The sequence below is a fragment of the Pseudomonas sp. C8002 genome, from assembly GCF_013385765.1.
Lineage (GTDB): Bacteria > Pseudomonadota > Gammaproteobacteria > Pseudomonadales > Pseudomonadaceae > Aquipseudomonas.
On record NZ_JACAPJ010000012.1, the window covers coordinates 117,797 to 139,686 of the forward strand.

Below are 21,890 nucleotides of genomic sequence, written 5' to 3' on the forward strand. Positions count from 1 at the left end.
CCATCCGCCCCTCACCGCTGTCCGTAGGACGGCGTCACAGCTATAATCTGCCGCTTTCCTCTTTGCCAAGACCCCACCAGACCATGACTGAGTCCGTTCTTGACTACATGACCCGCCTGGGTCGCGCTGCCCGTCAGGCCTCGCGGTTGATCGCCCGTGCGAGTACTGCGCAGAAGAACCGCGCCTTGCTGGCGGCCGCCGACGCTCTGGATGCTTCGCGCTCCGAGCTGAGCGCCGCCAATGAACAGGATTTGGCCAACGGTCGCGCCAATGGCCTGGAGCCTGCATTGCTGGATCGCCTGGCGCTGACGCCGGCGCGGATCGACGACATGATCGAAGGCTTGCGTCAGGTGGCCAAGCTGCCTGACCCCATCGGTGAAATCCGCGACATGCGCTACCTGCCCTCCGGCATTCAAGTCGGCAAGATGCGCGTGCCCCTGGGCGTGATCGGCATCATCTATGAGTCACGCCCGAACGTGACCATCGACGCCGCGAGCCTGTGCCTCAAGTCGGGCAACGCCACCATCCTGCGGGGCGGTTCCGAGGCCATCAATTCCAACCGTGCCATCGCCGCGTGCATTCAGCAGGGCCTGGCCGTGGCCGAGCTGCCCGCCGAAGTGGTGCAGGTGGTCGAGACCACTGACCGCGCCGCCGTTGGCGCACTGATCACCATGCCTGAGTTCGTCGACGTGATCGTGCCACGGGGTGGCAAGAGCCTGATCGAACGCGTGAGCCGTGATGCCAAGGTGCCAGTTATCAAGCACTTGGACGGCGTCTGCCACGTGTTCATCGACATCGCCGCCGACCTCGACAAGGCGATCCGCATTGCCGACAACGCCAAGACTCACCGCTACGCCCCGTGCAACACCATGGAAACCCTGCTGGTGCACGTCGGCATTGCCGATCGCGTGCTGCCGCCGCTGGCTGCCATCTACCGCGACAAGGGCGTTGAACTGCGTGGTTGCGAGCGTACCCGGGCGATCCTCGGCAGCGACGTGATCGAGGCCACCGAGCAGGACTGGTACACCGAATACACGGCGCCGATCCTGTCGATCCGCATCGTCGACGACCTGGACCAGGCCATCGAACACATCAATCAATACGGCTCCAAGCACACCGACGCCATTGTCACCGAGCATTTCAGTGATGCCCGGCGTTTCCTCAACGAAGTGGATTCCGCTTCGGTGATGGTCAACGCCTCGACGCGCTTTGCCGACGGCTTCGAGTACGGCCTGGGGGCGGAGATCGGTATCTCCACCGACAAGCTCCACGCACGCGGCCCGGTTGGCCTGGAAGGGCTGACCAGCGAGAAGTACGTGGTGTTCGGTGACGGTCATGTGCGCACTTGATGGGTAAACGCATCGGGCTGCTCGGCGGCACCTTCGACCCCGTGCACATCGGCCATTTGCGCAGTGCACTGGAAGTCGCGGACGCCCTCGGGCTGGATGAACTGCGCCTGGCACCGAATGCCCGGCCGCCGCATCGCGATACGCCGCAGGTGTCTGCGCAGCAGCGCCTGGAGATGGTCCGCCTTGCTGTGGCCGGCATTGCACCGCTGGTGGTGGACGACCGCGAACTCAAGCGCGACAAACCGTCCTACACTGTCGACACCCTGGAGCTGATGCGGGCCGAGTTGGCCGCGGATGACCAGTTATTTCTACTTTTGGGTTGGGACGCGTTTTGCGGCCTGCCCACTTGGCATCGCTGGGAAGAGTTGCTCCAGCATTGCCACATCCTGGTGCTGCAACGCCCGGATGCCGACGCAGAATCGCCGGATGCCTTGCGCAACCTGCTGGCGGCGCGGTCGGTAAGTGACCCTTTGGCCCTGACCGGGCCGAGCGGGAATATTGCATTCGTCTGGCAAACCCCGCTTGCGGTGTCTGCCACCCAGATCCGTCAACTGCTGGCCAGCGGGAAGTCGGTACGTTTCCTGGTGCCTGACGCGGTCCTGGCCTACATCGATGCGCACGGGCTTTACCGTGCGTCGAACTGAAAAGGCGCGCTTGAACGCACGAACAGTCGTGCAGCGAGCGCCCGAACATACGAGCAAAACGAGTTTTATATGACGAACAAAGACGTAAGCAAAGTTAAGCGCAAAGGCACGTTCAAGAGCGCTCCTCTGCCAGTAGAAGCCCACACCGGCCCTGAGCTGGCCGGCGAAGAGCTGGTGAAGGTTGCCGTGGCTGCCCTGGAAGACGTGAAGGCCCAGGACATCCAGGTCCTGGACGTGCGCGACAAGCAGAGCATCACCGACTTCATGATCATCGCCACCGGTACCTCCAACCGCCAGATCGGCGCGATGCTGGACAAGGTTCGCGAAGCGGTCAAAGCCCAGGGCGTCAAGCCATTGGGTGAAGAAGGCAAGGGCGACAGCGACTGGGTACTGCTGGACATGGACGACGTGATCGTTCACATGATGACCAGCAACGCCCGTCAGTTCTACGACCTGGAGCGTCTGTGGAAAGGCGCCGAGCAGAGCCGTGCCGCCGATGGCAAGCACCACAGCCCTGAAGTCGGCCACGCGCACTTCGACAAGCTCAACAAAGACCAGGAATAAGGAACGGCTGTGCGCCTGCGTCTGATCGCTGTCGGTTCACGCATGCCCAAGTGGGTGGAAGAAGGCTGGCATGAATATGCCAAGCGCCTGCCATCCGAATTGGCGCTGGAACTGGTGGAAATACCGCTCAATACCCGGGGCAAGAACGCCGACGTGGCCCGCTTTATCCGTCAGGAAGGCGAAGCCATGCTGGCCAAGGTCGGGCCCAACGAGCGGATCGTGACCCTCGAAGTGCACGGCAAGCCCTGGAGCACCGAGCAGTTGGCGGTGGAACTGGATCGCTGGCGCCTGGATTCGCGCACGGTCAACTTCATGGTCGGCGGCCCTGAGGGGCTGGCGCCGGAAGTGTGCGCGCGGGCGGACCAGCGCTGGTCGCTGTCGCCCCTGACACTGCCGCACCCGCTGGTAAGAATTCTGATCGGTGAACAGCTGTATCGCGCCTGGACAGTTCTGTCCGGGCACCCTTACCACAAATAATCTGCGCCCTGCCTGATGACCCAGCCGATCCGCATCAAGGACCACGAGAAAGACGCACGTCTTGTACGCGCGCGGGTGGTCTTTGGCGCGATTTTGGTGGTGGCATTGCTGGGGGTGCTGATTGCGCGCCTGTATTTCCTGCAGGTGATCCAGTACGACTATCACTCCACATTGTCGGAAAACAACCGGGTGCACGTGCAGCCGATTCCGCCGACCCGTGGGCTGATTTTCGACCGCAATGGCGTGGTGGTAGCGGATAACCGGCCCAGCTTCAGCCTGAGCATGACCCGCGAACGCTCCGGTGACTGGCAGCAGATCCTCGATGTGATCGTCGAGGTGCTGCAACTGACGCCGGAAGACCGGGTGATTTTCGAAAAGCGCATGAAACAGGGGCGCCGGCCGTTTGAGCCGGTGCCGATCCTGTTCGAGCTGACCGAAGAGCAGATCGCCCGGATCGCGGTGAACCAGTTCCGGCTGCCGGGTGTGGAAGTGGTGGCGCAGTTGGTTCGCCACTACCCGCAAGGGGCGCACTTTGCGCATTCGGTCGGCTACATGGGCCGGATCAACGAGAAAGAGCTCAAGACCCTCGACCCGGTCAACTACAGCGGCACCCACCATATCGGCAAGACCGGCATCGAGCGTTTCTACGAGCCGGAACTGCACGGCCAGGTGGGTTACGAGGAAGTCGAGACCAACGCCCGTGGCCGCGTGCTGCGGGTGCTCAAGCGTACCGACCCGGTGCCCGGCAAGGACATCGTGCTGAGCCTGGACATCAAGTTGCAGGAAGCGGCGGAGATGGCCCTGGGCGGGCGTCGGGGTGCCGTGGTGGCACTGGATCCGAGCACTGGCGAAGTGCTGGCGATGGTCAGCCAGCCAAGTTTTGACCCGAACCTGTTTGTCACCGGGATCAGCTTCAAGGCCTACGCCGAGCTGCGTGATTCCATCGACCGGCCGCTGTTCAACCGCGTATTGCGCGGCCTGTATCCGCCGGGCTCGACCATCAAGCCGGCGGTAGCGATTGCCGGCCTGGACTCGGGCGTGGTCACGGCATCGAGCCGGGTGTTCGACCCCGGCTACTACATGCTGCCCAACTACGATCACAAATACCGTAACTGGAACCGCACCGGCGACGGTTATGTGGACCTGGATACGGCGATCATGCGTTCCAACGACACCTACTTCTATGACCTGGCCCACAAGCTGGGGATTGATCGGCTGTCGGCCTACATGGGCAAGTTCGGCCTTGGTCAGAAAGTCTCCCTGGACATGTTCGAAGAATCCCCGGGCCTGATGCCGTCCCGCGAGTGGAAGCGTGCGACCCGGCGCCAGGCGTGGTTCCCGGGCGAAACCCTGATCCTGGGGATCGGCCAGGGCTACATGCAGGCCACGCCGCTGCAACTGGCCCAGGCCACCGCGCTGGTGGCCAACAAGGGGGTGTGGAACCGCCCGCACCTGGCCAAGACCATCGAGGGTGAACGCCCGGTGGACGAAAACCCGATTCCCGACATTGTGCTGCGCGACCCGTCCGACTGGACCAAGGTCAACCACGGCATGCAGCAAGTGATGCACGGCGCCCGGGGTACCGCTCGTAAAGCGGCAGCCGGTGCGCAATACCGGATTGCCGGCAAGAGCGGTACGGCCCAGGTGGTCGCGATCAAGCAGGGCGAGAAATACGACCGCTCCAAGGTTCAGGAACGCCACCGTGACCACGCCTTGTTCGTCGGCTTTGCTCCGGCCGACAACCCGAAGATCGTCGTGGCGGTGATGGTCGAGAACGGTGAATCCGGTTCCGGCGTAGCAGCGCCCGTGGTGCGGCAGATCATGGATGCCTGGCTGTTGACCGAAGACGGCAAGCTCAAGCCCGAATATGGCGGCACCCCATCCAGTGTGGAGGCTACGGCCCTTGAAGAGTAATTTTGACCGTATCCTCTCCAGCGAGGATGTGATGCGCCGCCGCGCCACTTTGCTGCAGCGCATGCACATTGATGGCCCGTTGCTGATCCTGCTGCTGACCCTGGCCGCCGGCAGCCTGTTCGTGTTGTATTCGGCCAGTGGCAAGAACTGGGACTTGCTGATCAAACAGGCGTCGTCGTTTGGCCTGGGCCTGTTGTCGATGGTGGTGATCGCCCAGCTGGAGCCGCGTTTCATGGCGCGCTGGGTGCCGCTGGGGTATGTCGCCGGCGTGTTGCTGCTGGTGGTGGTGGATGTCATGGGCCACAACGCCATGGGTGCGACGCGCTGGATCAACATCCCGGGGGTGATTCGCTTCCAGCCGTCGGAATTCATGAAGATTTTGATGCCGGCGACCATCGCCTGGTACCTGTCAAAACGCACACTGCCGCCCCAGCTCAAGCACGTGGGCATCAGCCTGATATTGATCGGCGTGCCGTTTATCCTGATCGTGCGCCAGCCCGACCTCGGCACCTCGTTGCTGATCCTGGCGGGCGGCGCGTTCGTGCTGTTCATGGGTGGGCTGCGCTGGCGCTGGATCCTCAGCGTGCTGGCCGCCGCCGTGCCGGTGGCCGTGGCCATGTGGTTCTTCTTCATGCACGACTACCAGAAGCAGCGAATCCTCACGTTCCTCGACCCGGAGAGCGATCCGCTGGGCACCGGCTGGAACATCATCCAGTCCAAGGCGGCCATCGGTTCCGGCGGCGTATTCGGCAAGGGCTGGCTGCTGGGCACCCAGTCGCACCTGGACTTTTTGCCGGAAAGCCACACCGACTTCATTATTGCGGTGATGGGCGAGGAGTTCGGCCTGGTGGGCATCTGCGCACTGTTGCTGATTTACTTGCTGCTGATCGGGCGCGGCCTGGTGATTACTGCCCAGGCGCAAACCCTGTTTGGCAAATTGCTCGCCGGCAGCCTCACCATGACGTTTTTTGTTTACGTTTTCGTCAACATCGGTATGGTCAGTGGCCTGTTGCCGGTGGTTGGGGTGCCGTTGCCGTTCATTAGCTACGGCGGAACTTCGCTGGTGACATTGATGTCAGCGTTTGGGGTTTTGATGTCGATCCATACCCATCGTAAGTGGATCGCACAGGTTTGAATAAGGTGAAGATGTCAATGCAAGTAATGCGCGGCTGGGCTGCCCGGCACGTGTCCTGGATGGGCCTGTTGGGCCTGCTGGGAGCCGCTGTGCAGGAAGCGCAGGCCGGCGACTACGACGGTTCGCCCCAGGTCGCCGAGTTTGTCGGTGAGATGACCCGTGACTATGGTTTCGCCGGTGAACAGCTGATGGGCGTGTTCCGCGAGGCCCAGCGCAAGCAGGCGATCCTCGACGCCATCTCCCGGCCCGCCGAGCGCGTGAAGCAGTGGAAGGAATATCGCCCGATGTTCCTGACCGACGCCCGCGTGGCGCGGGGCGTGGACTTCTGGCGCCAGCACGAAGCGGTGCTGGCCCGCGCCGAGCAGGAATACGGCGTACCGGCCCAGGTGATCGTGGCAATCATCGGCATCGAAACCTTCTACGGCCGCAACACCGGCAGCTACCGGGTGATCGACGCCTTGTCGACCCTGGGCTTTGACTACCCGCCACGCGCCGAATTCTTCCGCAAAGAGCTGCGCGAGTTCCTGTTGTTGGCCCGTGAAGAACAGGTCGACCCGTTGACCCTCAAGGGCTCCTACGCCGGGGCCATGGGCTTGCCGCAGTTCATGCCGAGCAGCTTTCGCGCCTACGCCGTGGATTTTGACGGCGACGGCCATATCAATATCTGGAGCAACCCCGATGACGCCATTGGCAGCGTCGCCAGCTACTTCAAGCGCCACGGCTGGGTAGCCGGCGAGCCGGTGGTGATTCGCGCCGATGTGACCGGTGAGCGCGCCGATGAAGGCCTGACCCAGGGTATCGAGCCGGTCAAGACGGTCGGGGAGTTGCGGGCGCTGGGCTGGTCGAGTCAGAATGCGCCACGCGATGATATGCCGGTGACGGCGTTCCGCCTCGAAGGCGAAAATGGCCCCGAATACTGGATGGGCTTGAAGAATTTCTACGCAATCACGCGTTATAACCGCAGCGTGATGTACGCCATGGCCGTGCATCAACTGTCAGACATGCTGGTCCAAGCACGGGGCGTCAAGTAATGCCGGTATCACCGATGTACAAACCCCTGAAGCTGTTGGCGTACGCCGCATTGTCGTTATTGGTGGTCAGTTGCTCCACCAGTCGTGCACCGGTGCAAAAAACCGCTGGCACGGCGATCCGCTCCCAGCCGGGGCTGGATATCAACCGCGCCCACAAAGACGGCGCGCCGTGGTGGGATGTGGATGTTTCGAAGATCCCGGATGCCACGCCGACCCTGCACACCGGCCCTTACAAGGCCAACCCCTATACCGTGCTGGGCAAAAACTACTTCCCGCTGCAAGACTCCAAGACCTACGTGCAATCAGGTACGGCGTCCTGGTACGGGACCAAGTTCCACGGCCAGAACACCGCCAACGGCGAAGTCTATGACCTGTACGGCATGAGCGCGGCGCACAAGACCCTGCCGCTGCCCAGCTATGTACGCGTGACCAACCTGGACAACAACCGCTCGGTAATCCTGCGGGTCAATGACCGTGGGCCGTTCTATTCGGACCGGATCATCGACTTGTCCTACGCCGCCGCCAAGAAACTCGGGTATGCCGAAATCGGCACCGCCCGGGTGAAGGTCGAAGGTATCGACCCGGCCCAGTACTGGGCCCAGCGTGGCAAGCCGGCGCCGTTGATGCTCAACGAACCGCAAACCCCGCAACCGCAAGTCACGGCCTCGGCCGGCAAGATCGAACAGTGGACCCCGCCGCCGGCGCAGCACGCCCCGGACACGGTGGTCATTCCGCATGCAGCACCGGGAGCCTCTACCGTGGGCGGCCAGTACCTGCAAGTCGGCGCTTTCGCCAACCCGGACGCGGCAGAGCTGCTAAGGTCCAAGCTCAGCGGGATGGTCAGCGCGCCAGTCTTTATCAGCTCTATTGTGCGTAACCAGCAGACCCTGCACCGTGTGCGCATGGGGCCGATCGGCTCGCCGAGTGAAGTTGCGCAAGTGCAGAACAGCGTGCGCCTGGCCAACCTGGGGCAACCCAGCGTGGTCACCGCCGAGTAAGCAGTACAAAGGATTGATGGCTCAGGCTCGCATGCGGGTTTGAGCCCTGGTTGTTGGCTCGTTGAACAATAAAAACCCAGGGGCAAGGGGTGGGCATGCAACCGAACACGCGACAGTCTGGCGACGGGCTGTCTGAATAGTTTTGCCCGCGAGGGCAAGTTTCCATAAGCAATTTCGAGAGACGGATGAACATCACCACCTTAGCCAAACGCACGTGCCTGCTTCTTTCGCTGATCATCACCCCGGCCGCCTGGGCGGTTGAAATGGTGCCAGCTTCCCCGCAACTGGCTGCCAAGGCCTGGGTCCTGATGGACGCCGCCAGCGGCAACGTGCTGGTGGAGAACAACGGTGACCAGCGCCTGCCCCCAGCCAGCCTGACCAAGCTGATGACCGCCTACATCGCGACCCTGGAAATCCGTCGCGGCCAGATCGGCGAAAACGATCCGGTGACCGTCAGCGAAAACGCCTGGCGCACCGGCGGTTCGCGGATGTTCATCAAGGTCGGCTCGCAAGTGACCGTCAGCGACCTGCTGCACGGCATCATCATCCAGTCGGGTAACGACGCCAGCGTAGCCCTGTCCGAGCACATCGCCGGCAGCGAAGATGCGTTCGCCGACATGATGAACAAAACCGTGGCCGACCTGGGCATGACCAACAGCCACTTCATGAACCCGACCGGCCTGCCGAACCCTGAGCACTACTCGTCGGCTCACGACATGGCGATCCTGGCTCGCGCGATCATTCGTGTCGACCCGGTGCACTACGCGATCTACTCCCAGAAAGAGTTCTTCTGGAACAACATCAAGCAGCCTAACCGCAACCTGTTGCTGTGGCGTGACAAGACTGTCGATGGCCTGAAAACCGGCCACACCGAAGAAGCCGGCTACTGCATGGTGTCGTCCGCTGTCCGTGACGGCCAGCGCCTGATTGCCGTGGTATTCGGTACCAACAGCGAGCAGGCCCGTGCGGCCGAGACGCAAAAGCTGCTGACCTATGGCTTCCGTTTCTTCGAAACCCAGACCTTCTACCAGAAAGGCACCGAGCTGGCTCAAGCCCCTGTATGGAAAGGCGCGACCCATCAAGTCAAGGCCGGCCTGGCTGAAGACCTGACCCTGACCATGCCTAAAGGCCAGCTCAAGAAGCTGGTTGCCAGCATGACCATGAACCCGCAACTGGTCGCACCGATCGCCAAGGGCGATGTGATTGGTAAAGTCGAAGTGAAGCTGGACGACAAGGTGGTGCACAGCGCCGATCTGATCGCTCTGGACGCCGTCGACGAAGGTGGTATCTTCCGACGCGTGTGGGATAGCATCCGTCTATTCTTCTACAGCTTGTTCAACTGATAGTGTGCACCTGCATGACCCCGCGCTGATCCGGCGCGGGGTTATGCCCGTCGCCACGGCTTACGCTTACGAGGCCGTTACGCCATGACCGATACCGAAGTAAAGGCGCCAAAGATCGAATTCCCAAACGTGGACTATCCCGTCAAGGTGATCAGCGATACGGGCGTGGGCAACAAGGACAAGATCATCGAGATCGTCAAGAAGCACGCAACGATCAACCATGACCGTGTGGATGAGCGTCAAAGCACCAACGGCAAGTACACCACTATTCAGTTGCACATCGTGGCGACTGACCAGGACCAGCTCTACAACATCAACAGCGAACTGCGGGCTACCGGCTTCGTGCACATGGTGTTGTGATGTCACAGACCCTGGGCTTTCGCGAGCTCGGCCAAATGGCTTACGAACCGGTGTGGCACGCCATGCAGCGGTTCACCAACGAGCGCGGCACTGAAGCCCCGGATGAAATCTGGCTGGTGGAGCACCCGCCGGTTTTCACCCAGGGCCAGGCCGGCAAGGCCGAGCATTTGCTGCTGCCGGGAGAAATCCCGGTGGTGCAGGTCGACCGCGGCGGGCAGGTGACTTACCATGGCCCAGGTCAATTGGTGGCTTATCTGTTGCTGGACGTGCGCAGGCTGGGTTTTGGCGTACGTGAGCTGGTCAGTCGCATGGAGTCATGCCTGATCGAGCTGCTGGCCAGCTACGGTGTGACCGCCGCGGCCAAGCCGGATGCACCGGGGGTTTATGTTGATGGCGCGAAAATCGCCTCCCTGGGCTTGCGGATTCGCCACGGTTGTTCCTTTCATGGCCTGGCCTTGAATGTGGACATGGACCTGGCGCCGTTTCGACGGATCAATCCCTGCGGCTACGCCGGTTTGGCGATGACCCAGTTGAGCGATCACGCAACACCACTAGAATTTGCCGAGGTAAGTGCCCGGCTGCGCGCGCAGCTCGTCAAACACCTCGACTATGCTGAGCAGACGACCCTAACGGGCGGAATCGACTGATTATGACTACTGATGCAGTGCAAACCATGATCCCGACGCTGGATGTTACCGAGCGTCCGGCCCCGCGTGCCAAGGTAGAAGCCGGCGTCAAGCTGCGCGGCGCCGAGAAGGTTGCACGCATCCCGGTGAAGATCATTCCGACCACCGAACTGCCGAAAAAGCCTGACTGGATTCGCGTGCGTATCCCGGTTTCGCCGGAAGTCGACCGCATCAAGGCCCTGCTGCGCAAACACAAGCTGCACAGCGTGTGCGAAGAGGCGTCCTGCCCGAACCTGGGCGAGTGCTTCTCCGGTGGCACCGCGACCTTCATGATCATGGGTGACATCTGCACCCGTCGTTGCCCGTTCTGCGACGTTGGCCACGGCCGGCCGAAGCCACTGGACGTCAACGAGCCGGAAAGCCTGGCCATCGCTATCGCCGACCTGAAACTCAAGTATGTCGTGATTACCTCGGTAGACCGCGACGACCTGCGTGACGGCGGTGCCCAGCACTTTGCCGACTGCATCCGCGAGATCCGCAAGCTGTCGCCGAACGTGATGCTCGAGACCCTGGTGCCGGACTACCGTGGCCGTATGGACGTGGCGCTGGAAATCACCGCCGCCGAGCCGCCTGACGTGTTCAACCACAACCTGGAAACCGTACCGCGCCTGTACAAGGCTGCGCGTCCGGGTTCGGACTACCAGTGGTCGCTGACCCTGCTGCAGAAATTCAAGCAGATGATGCCGCACATTCCGACCAAATCCGGCCTGATGCTGGGCCTGGGCGAAACCGACGAAGAAGTCATCGAAGTCATGAAGCGCATGCGCGAACACGACATCGACATGCTGACCCTTGGCCAGTACCTGCAGCCGTCCCGCAGCCACTTGCCGGTACAGCGCTTCGTGCACCCGGATGTGTTCGCCTGGTTTGCCGAAGAAGGCTACAAGATGGGCTTCAAGAACGTCGCTTCCGGCCCGCTGGTACGTTCCTCGTACCACGCCGACGAGCAGGCGAAACTGGTCAAGGCCAGCCTGGTGTCCTGATACGCGGAACGCCGGACACTGCAGGACCCATGTGGGAGCCGGCTTGAGTGGGAGCGGGCTTGCTCGCGAATGCGTTGGATCAGTTGACCTGTCCGGTGACTGACCGCCTTCGCGAGCAAGCCCGCTCCCACCCAGGCCCGCTCCCACATTTGCTACTGACTCTTCCTCTTCTGTTTGCAACCATTGCTGTTTAGAGTGCCTTGGGCAATCCACGCGAGGAGAACCATGGATGACGACTCAATTGACCACTTGTGCGGTACCTGCGCTGCGCGCCGAAGGCGTGATCGGACTGATTGCCCCTGCCGGGCCGGCCGAGCTGGATATCGACACGGCCACGCAATGGATGCGCGCCCGAGGCTACACACTGCGGATCTTTCCGGGCGTGAGCCAGCGTGATGGCTATCTGGCCGGCAGTGATGAGGTACGCCTTGATGACCTGCACGCGGCGTTCGCCGACTCGACCATCGACGCGATTTTCTGCCTGCGCGGCGGCTATGGCACGCCACGCCTGCTGGACCGCCTGGACTTTGACCTGCTCCGGGCCAACCCCAAGCCATTCGTAGGCTACAGCGATATCACCGCCCTGCACCTGGCGATCAACCGGTATGCCGGTTTCGTCACCTTCCATGGTCCGATGTTCAACGCTGACCTGTTAGGTGAAAAGCAACAGCCTACCGAGTCGTCGCTGTTCAGCATGCTGCGTGGGCAAGTGAAAGCCGGTAGCCAGCTGGCTCACCCTGTGGCCTACCCGCTGACCACCGTCGAGCCAGGCATCGCCTGTGGGCGGCTGCTGGGCGGCAATCTATCGATGATCGCAGCAGTGATGGGCACGGCTTACGAGATTGATGCCGAGGGCATCATTCTGTTTATCGAAGATGTGAACGAGCCGTTGTACCGCATTGACCGGTTGCTCACCCATTTGCGCCTGGCGGGCAAGCTGGCCCAGGTGGCGGGCGTGGTGGTGGGGGATGTGGCTGGGGTTGATAGCCTTGCGCTTGAGCGCTTGCTGAAGCAGACCTTCGAGCCGTTGTGCATTCCTGTGCTATCCGGCTGGCGCAGCGGGCACTGCAACCCGAACCTGACCTTGCCGTTGGGCGCCAGGGTGCGGCTGGATGCGGGGGAGAAGCGGTTGGTGTTGGAACAGGATGTGGTGTTTAAGGCCTGAACTTTGTAGCGCCGATAAAGGCCTCTTCGCGAGCAAGCCCGCTCCCACATTTCGATCGCGTTCCTTCAGGAAGTGCACGGTCAAAACGTGGGAGCGGGCTTGCTCGCGAATGCGGTAGCAGCCATACGCCGATCTATCGGCTTTGCAGCGACTCCAGCAACTTCACCGTCGGATACCCATCCGCCGGCCAGCCCAGGGACTGCTGCGCGGCACGAATCGCCTTGCGGGTATTCGCACCGATGATCCCGTCCGGGTTGCCTGCGTCGTAACCATTGGCACTGAGCACCGTCTGCAAGTCAATTCGCTGCGAGCGAGTCAACGGCAGCTCATCTTTCGGCCAGCTCCCACGAATCAAGCCTCCGCCCCCGAAGCGTTCCGACAACAATCCAACTGCCAACGCGTAGGACGACGAGTTGTTGTACTTGAGGATCGCGCGGAAGTTATCCAGCACCAGGAACGCCGGGCCACGATAGCCGGCCGGCAGCAACAGGGCGGCGGAAAGCTGGTCGACGTTGGCCGGGACACTGGCGCCCGGCGGCACCTGGATTCCCAGTTTCAGCCACTCGCCAACGGTCTTGCGTACGCTGCCATCGGCCAGGGCGTAATCAAAATTCAACGGCAGTTGCTGCACCTCGAAGCCCCAGGGCTGGCCTTTCTGCCAGCCGGAGCTTTGCAGGTAGTGCGCGGTGGAGGCGAGGGCGTCGGCCGGGCTGTTCCAGATATCGCGGCGGCCGTCACCGTCGAAGTCTACGGCGTGGGTGTTATAGGTGGTCGGGATGAACTGGGTCTGGCCCATGGCCCCGGCCCAGGAGCCTTTCATCTGGTCGGCGGCGATATCGCCATGCTGGATGATTTGCAGCGCCGCCAACAGTTGCGCCTGGGCGAAGGCCGGGCGACGGCCTTCATAGGCCAGGGTCGCCAGTGAGCGGATCACCGAGTTGTTGCCCTGGAACTGGCCGAAGTTACTCTCCATGCCCCACACCGAGACCAGCGCCTGGCGGTCGACGCCGTAACGGTCCTCAATGCGTTGCAGAATGTCGGCGTACTTCACCAGCAGCGACTGGCCATTGCGCACCCGCAGCGGCGACAGCGCGCCATCGAGGTATTCCCATACCGGCCGGGAGAACTCCGGCTGGCTGCGGTCGGCGCGGATCACCGCCATGTCGGGTACGACATTGGCAAAGGCCGTGTCGAAAACCTGCGGCGTGATACCGGCCTTCAAGGCTTCCACGCGAAACCCCGCCTGCCATTCGGCAAAGGTCTGGGTCGGCTGGATATCAAGATTGTCTGCCACCAGTGGCGCAACGACGGCAGGCGCAGCTACCGGTGCAGTCTGGAGCGGGGGCAGGGGTTGGGCATCGGCAGCGGTGGGTTTTTCCGCGCAGGCGACTAACAGAATGAGGCTGGAGGCAGCGATCAGTTGGCGAAGGTGCCAACGACGGGAAAGACTAGAGGGCATGCACAGGTCCAGGGAATACGAATCAGGTACAGACCTTATCATGCCGGAGGGGCGCTTGCCTTCAGGCAGCCAGAAAGTAAGAAGCCTCCCAGCTATTAGACTGGAAGGCTTCGCGGCGGTAGCTGCCTTTGCCTTTGCCGGCTCGTTCCTGGCGACTGCGGAACAACGGCTGGGCGATGATGGATTTGGCCTTGTTGGGGCCATGCTTGGATGGCTTTTTGCTCATGATGGGTACTCTCTGGCAGGTTGATGATGCGGTGCGAATCATCTGCCGAAGTTTGGATTCTGTCCAGCCCAGCGATACGTAGGACTATTCAGCAGGCAGCGCCAAGCGCTGTCCTGACATCAAAAGTGACAAACGACTCAGGCTCATCCACGGCGATCCAGCCGCCTGCCCCTTGATCTGCGCGTCAATGCGTTGGGCTTCCATCAGCAATTGCGCCCAGCGTTGCGCCGAGTGCCGTTGCAGGGCTTTGCTGATCAGTGGTTTGCGCTTGTCCCATACCGGTGGCCGCGCCTGGCTGAAGGCCTTGTCCAGTGGGATGCCCTGGCTGTACTGCAGGGCAATATTGGCCAGCAGCCGTAATTCTCGCGCCAGGGCCCAGAGAATCACCGGCGGCTCGACGCCTTCGCCGCGCAGCCCTTCGAGCATGCGCAGGGCGTGGGTGGGTTCGCCGTTGAGGATCGCATCCACCAGGCCAAATACGTCAAAGCGCGCGCTGTCCGCCACGGCGCCTTGTACGGTTTCGACGGTGATCTGGCCACCCTCGGCCATCAGCTTGAGCTTTTCGATTTCCTGGGCGGCGGCCAGCAGGTTGCCTTCCACCCGCGCCGCGATCAGCTCCACCGCATCCTGGCTGGCACTCAGCCCGGATTGCGACAGGCGCTGACGAATCCACTGCGGCAGTTGGCTGCTGTCCACCGGCCAGATCTGTATGAACTGAGTCTGGCCACCTTCCACCAGCGCCTTGCCCCACTTGGTTTTCTGCGCACTGCCATCGAGCTTGGGCAGGCTGATCAGCAGCAGCGTGTCTTCGGCAGGGCGTGCGCAGTATTCCATCAAAGCCGCCGCGCCTTTGTCGCCGGGCTTGCCCGAAGGCAGGCGCAGTTCCAGCAGGCGTTTTTCGGCGAACAGCGACATGCTCGCCCCGGCTTGCAGCAGCGTACCCCAGTCGAAACTGGCGTCGGCGCTGAATACCTGGCGTTCATCGAAGCCCTGTTGGCGGGCGGCGGTGCGAATTGCGTCCGCAGCCTCCTGGCACAGCAGCGGGTCATCACCGCTGACGATGTAGACGGGCGCAAGGCTGCCTTGCAGGTGCTTGGCGAGTTGGGCGGGGGCGAGTTTCATAGGCAGTGCGAACGGGGCGCCTGGGGCGCCCCGTCTGGCTTACTCGACAGGAACTTCGACAGGCGACTGTTTAGGTTGGCTGTCTTCATACTCTTGCGCCGCTTTCAGCGCATCGGCATCTGCCTTGGCCTTGGCATCCGCGGTTTGCTGCAGCTTATCCAGTTGCTCCGGCGTGATCAGTTGCAGGCGCAGGACCATGCGCTGCACCAGTTCACGACGCATTTCCTTGCGCACCTGGATGGTTTCGGAGTCCGAACCCACCAGGTTGTTGCCGTCGTGGCTCACGACTTTCTGTATCTGGATCTTGTCGCCCATCAGCGGCAGGTGGTCATGGCCCTGGATTTCGAAGAAGAGCGTGGTGCTCAGCTCAATGTCCGAAGCACGCCCGGCGCTGGCGTAGCTGAGGCTGCGCTGCTCTTCTTTTTCATCCACCAGGTTCAGTTTGTAAGCCGCGCCTGAATAGACTTTGACGCCACTGTTTTCCAGGACCTGGCGCAGCTGTTGCACTGTCTCGCCGTAGGAGTTGCGGGCGGTGACGTCCAGTTCCTTGATCGCCAGTTCGGTGGTGCCGGTGCCGCGCAGCTGGAAGCCGCAAGCGCTCAGCAGCACGGCAAGGCCCATAACCAGCAGATTGCGTTTGATCATTTTGATGCTCCCCTTGAAACCATGTGGGCCTTATCGAGGCCCTGGAGGTTTTGTTCGGCGCCAGGGTTATTCCCTCGGCGCCCGATCCGATTAGCTAGCGACGATATTGACCAGTTTGCCGGGCACCACGATCACTTTGCGGATCGTCAGGCCTTCGGTGAAGCGCAGCACGTTCTCATTGATACGGGCGGCGGCTTCGACGTCTTCACGGCTGGCGCTGGCCGGCATGTCGATCTGGCCACGCAGCTTGCCGTTGACCTGAATCACCAGTTGCAGCGTGTCCTGTACCAGGGCGCTGTCATCCTGTACCGGCCAGCCGGCATCGATGACGGCACCGCTGTGGCCCAACTGGTTCCACAGTTCGTGGCTGATGTGCGGCGTGATCGGCGCCAGCAGCAGGGTGACCGTTTCCAGGCCTTCCTGTACCAGTGCGCGGTCCTGTTCGGTGGCCTGCGGCGCTTTCTCCAGCACGTTCATCAGCGTCATCACCTGGGCGATGGCGGTGTTGAATTTGTGGTGCTGGCCCACGTCCTGGCTGGCGTGCTTGATGGCCAGGTGGGTGCTGCGGCGAATGACTTTTTGCTCATCGCTCAGGGTCGCCACGTCCAGCTTGCCCGGCAAGCCTTGGCTGACATGGGCGTGCGCCAGGCGCCAGACGCGCTTGAGGAAGCGATGTGAACCTTCGACGCCGGAGTCCGACCATTCCGCGCTCATGTCAGGCGGCGAGGCGAACATCATGAACAGGCGGCAGGTGTCCGCGCCGAACTGGTCGATCATCGACTGTGGGTCGACGCCGTTGTTCTTCGACTTGGCCATCTTCTCGGTGCCGCCGATTTCCACCGGCAGGCCGTCGGATTTCAGCTTGGCGCTGATCACCTTGGCCTTGCTGTCACGCTCCAGCTCGACATCTGCCGGGTTGAACCAGGTGTAGGCGCCATTGGCTTCGCGGCGGTAATAAGTCTCGGCAATCACCATGCCCTGGGTCAGCAGGTTCTTGAACGGCTCGTCGGAACTCACCAGGCCTTCATCACGCATCAGCTTGTGGAAGAAGCGCGCGTACAGCAGGTGAAGGATGGCGTGTTCGATACCGCCGATGTACTGGTCTACCGGCAGCCAGTGGTCGGCCGCGGATTTTTCCACCAGGCCGCCTTCATAGTGCGGCGAGGCGTAGCGGGCGTAGTACCACGAAGACTCCACGAAGGTGTCCATGGTGTCGGTTTCGCGTTTGGCCGGGGCACCGCAGTTCGGGCAGGTGCACTCGTAGAATTCGGGCATGCGCGCCAATGGCGAGCCAGCACCGTCCGGCACCACGTCTTCGGGCAATACGACCGGCAGTTGGTCTTCCGGTACCGGCACGTCACCGCAGGTTTCGCAGTGGATGATCGGGATCGGGCAGCCCCAGTAGCGTTGGCGGCTGATGCCCCAGTCACGCAGGCGGAACTGGGTGCGCGAGGCACCGAGGTTTTTCTTGATCAGCGCGACTTCGATGGCGTCGAAGGCGCCTTCGAAATCCAGGCCGTCGAACTCGCCGGAATTGATCAGTGTGCCGTGTTCGTTGTACGCGTCCTGCCACGGAGCCGGGTTGGTGTCGCCCGAACTGGTGCGCACCACGGACTTGATCGGCAGGTTGTACTTGACGGCAAATTCGAAATCGCGCTCGTCGTGGGCCGGCACAGCCATTACTGCGCCATCACCGTAGTGCATCAGCACGTAGTTGGCGACCCACACCGGCAGCTTCTCGCCGGTCAATGGGTGCTCGACGAACAACGAGGTCGGCAGGCCTTTTTTCTCCTGGGTGGCGACGTCGGCTTCGGCGACGCTGCCGCCCTTGCATTCGGCGATGAACGCCTGCAGCTCAGGGTTGTTCTGTGCAGCCTGGGTGGCCAGCGGGTGTTCGGCGGCCACGGCGACGTAGGTCGCGCCCATCAGGGTGTCCGGACGGGTGGTGAAGACTTTCAATACACCTTCTGCGCCGATGGAGTCGACGTTGTAGGGGAACTGCACTTCCATGCCACGGGACTTGCCGATCCAGTTGCGTTGCATGGTCTTGACCTGCTCGGGCCAGCCCGGCAAATCATCGAGGCTCGACAAGAGTTCATCCGCGTAGGCGGTGATCTTGAAGTAGTACATCGGGATTTCGCGCTTTTCGATCAGCGCGCCGGAACGCCAGCCGCGGCCGTCGATCACTTGTTCGTTGGCCAGTACGGTCTGGTCCACCGGGTCCCAGTTCACGGTGCCGCTCTTCTTGTAGATCACGCCTTTTTCGAACAGGCGAGTGAACAGCCATTGTTCCCAGCGGTAGTAATCAGGCTTGCAGGTGGTCACCTCGCGGGACCAGTCCACCGCCAGGCCCAGGCTGCGCAGCTGGGTCTTCATGTAGGCGATGTTTTCGTAGGTCCACTTGGCGGGCGCTACGTTGTTCTTCATCGCGGCGTTTTCCGCCGGCATGCCGAAGGCGTCCCAACCCATGGGTTGCAGGACGTTCTTGCCCAGCATGCGCTGGTAGCGGGAGATGACGTCGCCGATGGTGTAGTTGCGCACATGCCCCATGTGTAGCTTGCCGCTGGGGTAAGGGAACATCGATAGGCAATAGAAAGTCTCCTTGCCTGGCTGTTCACTGACTTCAAAGGACTTTTGCTCATCCCAGAACGACTGGGCGGCATTTTCTATTTCACGGGGCTGATATTGTTCGTGCATGGCTACTTTTGAACTGAATAGGGGTGGCCTAATCCTCTTCGGTGCAACGTTCAGGTTGATCGACACCAAAAAGCGGCGCGTCCGTGCCCAAACCCTGCGGGAAGTGGAGTTACAGGAAGCGCCGTAGCATACATGACCCCACTCTATCGAGGGAAACCCTGATTGCGCCGCCGAGGCCGTTGGTCGCGGCGCCAGGCAGGCAGGGCAAGCAGGACTACGCTGTTTAGTGGGGAGTGAGTCTTATCTTCAATGAGGTGAGGGATGGTTGATTCGCAGCGAACTTTAACGAAACCGCAGGTGTACGAAGGACTGATCGACCGTTTGGGTCGAGCACTGGATGCAGCAAAAACCGCAGGCCGATTGTGTGATGAACGGCCTCTGGAGTTGGAACTGCGTGGCTTGAGCCAGGCAGAGCTGGACGTGATCAGGGTGTATCTGGAGTTGAATGAGCATCGCGCGTCCCATGGCATGGCCTCCCCGCCAGCCCAGGAGTTTTCGCGATCGGCCAAGGTGGTATGGCTCAAGGATTTTTCGGCCGGTCGCAGCCCGGAAAAACTCCGGTCCGTGCGTTTCAAGTGAAGTACCGCGTTAGTGATCTGTAGCCTTCTCAGCGTCTGTTCCTGTAAAGATTGTCGCTTAACCCCGTTACACCTTAGGCTTCGGGCATCTTTGGAGATGCCCGATGCCTATTCGCTATTTCATTAAACAATTGTTGTTGCCGCCCGGCATCCTGTTGCTGTTGCTGGCCCTTGCCTGGTGGTTTCGTCGCAGCCGACCGCGGCTTGCGGCCGTGTGCTTTGCCCTGGGATTTGGCGGGATGTGGCTGATGAGCCTGCCGGTGGCGGTTCAATGGGGCGCAAAGGCCCTGGAGACCGAGCCGCCTCTGGCCCGTGATGAATGGGCGACCCTGGCGCAGCGGGCTGATGCCATCGTGGTGTTGGGCTCGGGGCGTGAGCGCGGGGATCCGGCGTGGGGCTCCGATCAGCCGACGGGTATCGGCCTTGAGCGCCAGCGCTATGCAGCCCGCCTGGCCAAGGCTTCGGGCTTGCCGGTGCTGACCACCGGCGGCTTGCACTACGGCACACCGCCCAGCGAGGCGGAGTTGATGGCGGTATCGATGCAGGATGACTTTGGCGTGAGCGTGCGCTGGAAGGAAGAGCGCAGCCGTACCACGTGGGAAAACGCGCAGATGAGTGCCGAGATTCTGCTGCCGCAGGGAGTCAAGCGTGTGGTGGTCGTGACTCAGGCCTGGCATATGCCGCGCTCGCGCTGGAGCTTCGAAAAGGCCGGGTTCACGGTTGTTCCGGCGCCAGTGGGGTTTCTTGGTTTGGACAATGCCCGGCCATTGGGGGGCTGGATGCCGGAGTTCAAGTCGGTATGGCAGAGCGGGCAGTTGCTGAATGAAGCGGTGGGGCAGGTGGGTTACCGGATGTTTTACAGGTAATACCGCCGGGCAAATGTGGCAGCGGGCTTGCTCGCGAATACAGTGTGTCAGTCACTGGTGCTTTAACTGACAGATCGCATTCGCGAGCAAGCCCGCTCCCACATTGTCGTCCGAGTATTTCTGTTAAACCGTTTTGGACATCCGGCCCGCTAACAGCGCCCAGCCAAACAGGCCAAGGCACAGGATGATCAACGGCCACGAACGCCATTCCAGGTATGGGGTGAGGTTGTGCATCGGCACGACCTCGCCGTAGAGAATCCCGCGTTCAAACTGCGGGATCTGCACGGTGATCTGCCCGTACGGGTTGATCAGGCCAGTGACGCCGTTGTTGGTGGCGCGGATCATCCAGCGACCGGCTTCCAGGGCGCGCATCTGGGCCATCTGCAAATGTTGCAGCGGGCCGATGGAGCGGCCGAACCAGGTGTCGTTGCTGATGGTCAGCAACAAATCGCTGCGGGCCGACAGGCCGGCGGCGAACTCCGGGTACACCACTTCATAGCAAATGAACGGCGCAATCTGATAGCCCTTGGCTTGCAGCAGTGCCTGGTCTGACGGCCCGCGGGCGAAGTCCGACATCGGCAGGTCAAAGAACGCGATCAAGCCGCGCAACATGTCCTGCAGCGGCACGTACTCGCCAAACGGCACCAGCTTCTGCTTCAGGTAGGTGCCGTCGCCTTCGCCCACCACCGTGATGCCGTTGAAGAAGCGCTTGTGGTGATGCACTTCCTGGCGGATCGGTACACCGGTGATCAGCGCAGTGTGCCGGTCAGCGGCGAACTTGCCCATCATGCCCAGGTAACCCTCCACGGATTCCTTGAGCACCGGCACGGCGGTTTCCGGCCATACCAGCAGGTCGACAGGCTTGGAGCTGAAGCTCATGTCGCGGTACAGCGCGAGCTGCGCATTGAGCTGCTCGGGGTCCCACTTCATGCTTTGTTCGACGTTGCCCTGGATAGCCGCCACCGTCAGCGGCGCGCCGGCGGGGGTGGTCCATGCATGATGCTTGAGTGCCAGGCCGATGGCCCATGGCGCCACCAACAACAGCAAGCCGGCACCGATGAACAGGTTGCGCTTAGCCGCCAGCAGACGCGGCAGGTTGCAGATCAGTGCGGCGGTCAGCGCCAGGGCAAAGGATATCAGCCACATCCCGCCCAGCGGCGCGAGGCCGGTGAGAGGACCGTCGAGCTGGCTGTAACCGGAATAGAGCCAGGGAAAACCGGTGAGGAACCAGCCGCGAAACGCTTCCTGGCCAACCCACAAGGCCGCGAAGGCCAGGGCATCGGCCAGTGGCGCTTCGTTGCGTCGCAGCCAGCGCGCCCACAGCCAGGCGGGCAGGGCAAAGAACCAGGCAATGGCCGCCGTAAACGCCAGCATCAGCATGCCCGCCAGCAGCACCGAAGCGCCGCCGAAGTGGTGAATGCTGTAGTAGATCCAGCTGGTACCGGCGCCAAACAGGCCGAAACCGAAACACCAGCCGCGCCACAAGGCCTGGCGCGGTGTCAGTTCACGCAATCCCGCATAAAAGAACCCGGCCGCCACCAGCGCAAACGGCCAGAGGTCGAACGGCGCCAGCGCCAGGGTGGTGATGGCGCCGGCCACCACGGCCAGCAAGTTACCGGGCCAGCCGGGTGCAATCATACGGCGCATG

21 protein-coding genes are annotated in these 21,890 nt (G+C 61.9%); 15 read left to right on the forward strand and 6 right to left on the reverse strand.

Features of this window, described 5'->3' with window-relative positions; translation table 11 throughout:
- Positions 1-83: 83 nt before the first annotated feature.
- The 13 genes from HX814_RS18335 (at position 84) to HX814_RS18395 (ending at position 12,649) form a co-directional block, all read left to right on the forward strand.
- Positions 84-1,349, forward strand: coding sequence for a glutamate-5-semialdehyde dehydrogenase (locus HX814_RS18335; protein WP_003215430.1), 1,266 nt, complete (start codon positions 84-86; stop codon positions 1,347-1,349).
- Positions 1,349-1,993, forward strand: coding sequence for a nicotinate-nucleotide adenylyltransferase (nadD, locus tag HX814_RS18340; RefSeq protein ID WP_003215431.1), 645 nt, complete (start codon positions 1,349-1,351; stop codon positions 1,991-1,993). The genes HX814_RS18335 and nadD overlap by 1 nt, the downstream gene beginning before the upstream one ends.
- 69 nt (positions 1,994-2,062) lie before the next feature.
- Positions 2,063-2,557 (forward strand): ribosome silencing factor, encoded by a 495-nt coding sequence (rsfS, locus tag HX814_RS18345; RefSeq protein ID WP_003215432.1) that lies wholly within the window; start codon positions 2,063-2,065, stop codon positions 2,555-2,557.
- A gap of 9 nt (positions 2,558-2,566) precedes the next feature.
- Positions 2,567-3,034 (forward strand): 23S rRNA (pseudouridine(1915)-N(3))-methyltransferase RlmH, encoded by a 468-nt coding sequence (gene rlmH, locus HX814_RS18350; protein WP_003185785.1) that lies wholly within the window; start codon positions 2,567-2,569, stop codon positions 3,032-3,034.
- Between the two features lie 15 nt (positions 3,035-3,049).
- On the forward strand, positions 3,050-4,948 hold the full coding sequence (gene mrdA, locus HX814_RS18355) for a penicillin-binding protein 2 (RefSeq protein ID WP_003215433.1): 1,899 nt from the start codon (positions 3,050-3,052) through the stop codon (positions 4,946-4,948).
- Between the two features lie 31 nt (positions 4,949-4,979).
- Positions 4,980-6,083, forward strand: coding sequence for a rod shape-determining protein RodA (gene rodA, locus HX814_RS18360; RefSeq protein WP_050543221.1), 1,104 nt, complete (start codon positions 4,980-4,982; stop codon positions 6,081-6,083).
- A gap of 17 nt (positions 6,084-6,100) precedes the next feature.
- Positions 6,101-7,114 (forward strand): lytic murein transglycosylase B, encoded by a 1,014-nt coding sequence (mltB, locus tag HX814_RS18365; protein ID WP_003215435.1) that lies wholly within the window; start codon positions 6,101-6,103, stop codon positions 7,112-7,114.
- Complete coding sequence (locus HX814_RS18370) at positions 7,114-8,112, forward strand: septal ring lytic transglycosylase RlpA family protein (RefSeq protein WP_003215436.1); 999 nt, start codon at positions 7,114-7,116, stop codon at positions 8,110-8,112. The genes mltB and HX814_RS18370 overlap by 1 nt, the downstream gene beginning before the upstream one ends.
- Before the next feature lie 185 nt (positions 8,113-8,297).
- On the forward strand, positions 8,298-9,455 hold the full coding sequence (locus tag HX814_RS18375; protein ID WP_003215437.1) for a D-alanyl-D-alanine carboxypeptidase family protein: 1,158 nt from the start codon (positions 8,298-8,300) through the stop codon (positions 9,453-9,455).
- Positions 9,456-9,539: 84 nt separating this feature from the next.
- Positions 9,540-9,815, forward strand: a complete 276-nt coding sequence (locus tag HX814_RS18380; protein WP_003215438.1) for a DUF493 domain-containing protein — start codon at positions 9,540-9,542, stop codon at positions 9,813-9,815.
- Positions 9,815-10,462 (forward strand): lipoyl(octanoyl) transferase LipB, encoded by a 648-nt coding sequence (gene lipB, locus HX814_RS18385; RefSeq protein WP_003215439.1) that lies wholly within the window; start codon positions 9,815-9,817, stop codon positions 10,460-10,462. The genes HX814_RS18380 and lipB overlap by 1 nt, the downstream gene beginning before the upstream one ends.
- A gap of 2 nt (positions 10,463-10,464) precedes the next feature.
- Entirely contained in the window at positions 10,465-11,484 is a 1,020-nt protein-coding gene (gene lipA / locus HX814_RS18390) for a lipoyl synthase (protein WP_003215441.1), read from the forward strand.
- A 229-nt stretch (positions 11,485-11,713) separates the two neighbouring features.
- Complete coding sequence (locus HX814_RS18395) at positions 11,714-12,649, forward strand: LD-carboxypeptidase (RefSeq protein ID WP_008436546.1); 936 nt, start codon at positions 11,714-11,716, stop codon at positions 12,647-12,649.
- A gap of 133 nt (positions 12,650-12,782) precedes the next feature.
- Here HX814_RS18395 and HX814_RS18400 read toward each other — a convergent pair whose 3' ends face one another.
- From HX814_RS18400 to leuS, 5 genes are all read right to left on the reverse strand, one after another.
- On the reverse strand, positions 12,783-14,108 hold the full coding sequence (locus HX814_RS18400) for a lytic murein transglycosylase (protein WP_003215443.1): 1,326 nt from the start codon (positions 14,106-14,108) through the stop codon (positions 12,783-12,785).
- 61 nt (positions 14,109-14,169) lie between these two features.
- Positions 14,170-14,334, reverse strand: coding sequence for an alternative ribosome rescue factor ArfA (arfA, locus tag HX814_RS18405; protein ID WP_003176285.1), 165 nt, complete (start codon positions 14,332-14,334; stop codon positions 14,170-14,172).
- Between the two features lie 84 nt (positions 14,335-14,418).
- Positions 14,419-15,456, reverse strand: coding sequence for a DNA polymerase III subunit delta (holA, locus tag HX814_RS18410; protein ID WP_177008857.1), 1,038 nt, complete (start codon positions 15,454-15,456; stop codon positions 14,419-14,421).
- 39 nt (positions 15,457-15,495) lie between these two features.
- Positions 15,496-16,101, reverse strand: coding sequence for an LPS assembly lipoprotein LptE (lptE, locus tag HX814_RS18415; protein WP_008436571.1), 606 nt, complete (start codon positions 16,099-16,101; stop codon positions 15,496-15,498).
- 90 nt (positions 16,102-16,191) lie between these two features.
- Positions 16,192-18,798, reverse strand: a complete 2,607-nt coding sequence (leuS, locus tag HX814_RS18420; RefSeq protein WP_008436573.1) for a leucine--tRNA ligase — start codon at positions 18,796-18,798, stop codon at positions 16,192-16,194.
- Positions 18,799-19,059: 261 nt separating this feature from the next.
- On the opposite strand from leuS, the gene HX814_RS18425 reads away from it, so the two are divergent.
- Together HX814_RS18425 and HX814_RS18430 are read left to right on the forward strand one after the other, a co-directional pair.
- On the forward strand, positions 19,060-19,377 hold the full coding sequence (locus tag HX814_RS18425; RefSeq protein ID WP_008436575.1) for a hypothetical protein: 318 nt from the start codon (positions 19,060-19,062) through the stop codon (positions 19,375-19,377).
- A 103-nt stretch (positions 19,378-19,480) separates the two neighbouring features.
- Positions 19,481-20,242 (forward strand): YdcF family protein, encoded by a 762-nt coding sequence (locus HX814_RS18430; RefSeq protein WP_177008856.1) that lies wholly within the window; start codon positions 19,481-19,483, stop codon positions 20,240-20,242.
- A 123-nt stretch (positions 20,243-20,365) separates the two neighbouring features.
- Here HX814_RS18430 and lnt read toward each other — a convergent pair whose 3' ends face one another.
- A complete protein-coding gene (gene lnt / locus HX814_RS18435; protein WP_008436579.1) occupies positions 20,366-21,889 on the reverse strand; it encodes an apolipoprotein N-acyltransferase in 1,524 nt (507 codons plus the stop codon).
- Position 21,890 lies beyond the last annotated feature (1 nt).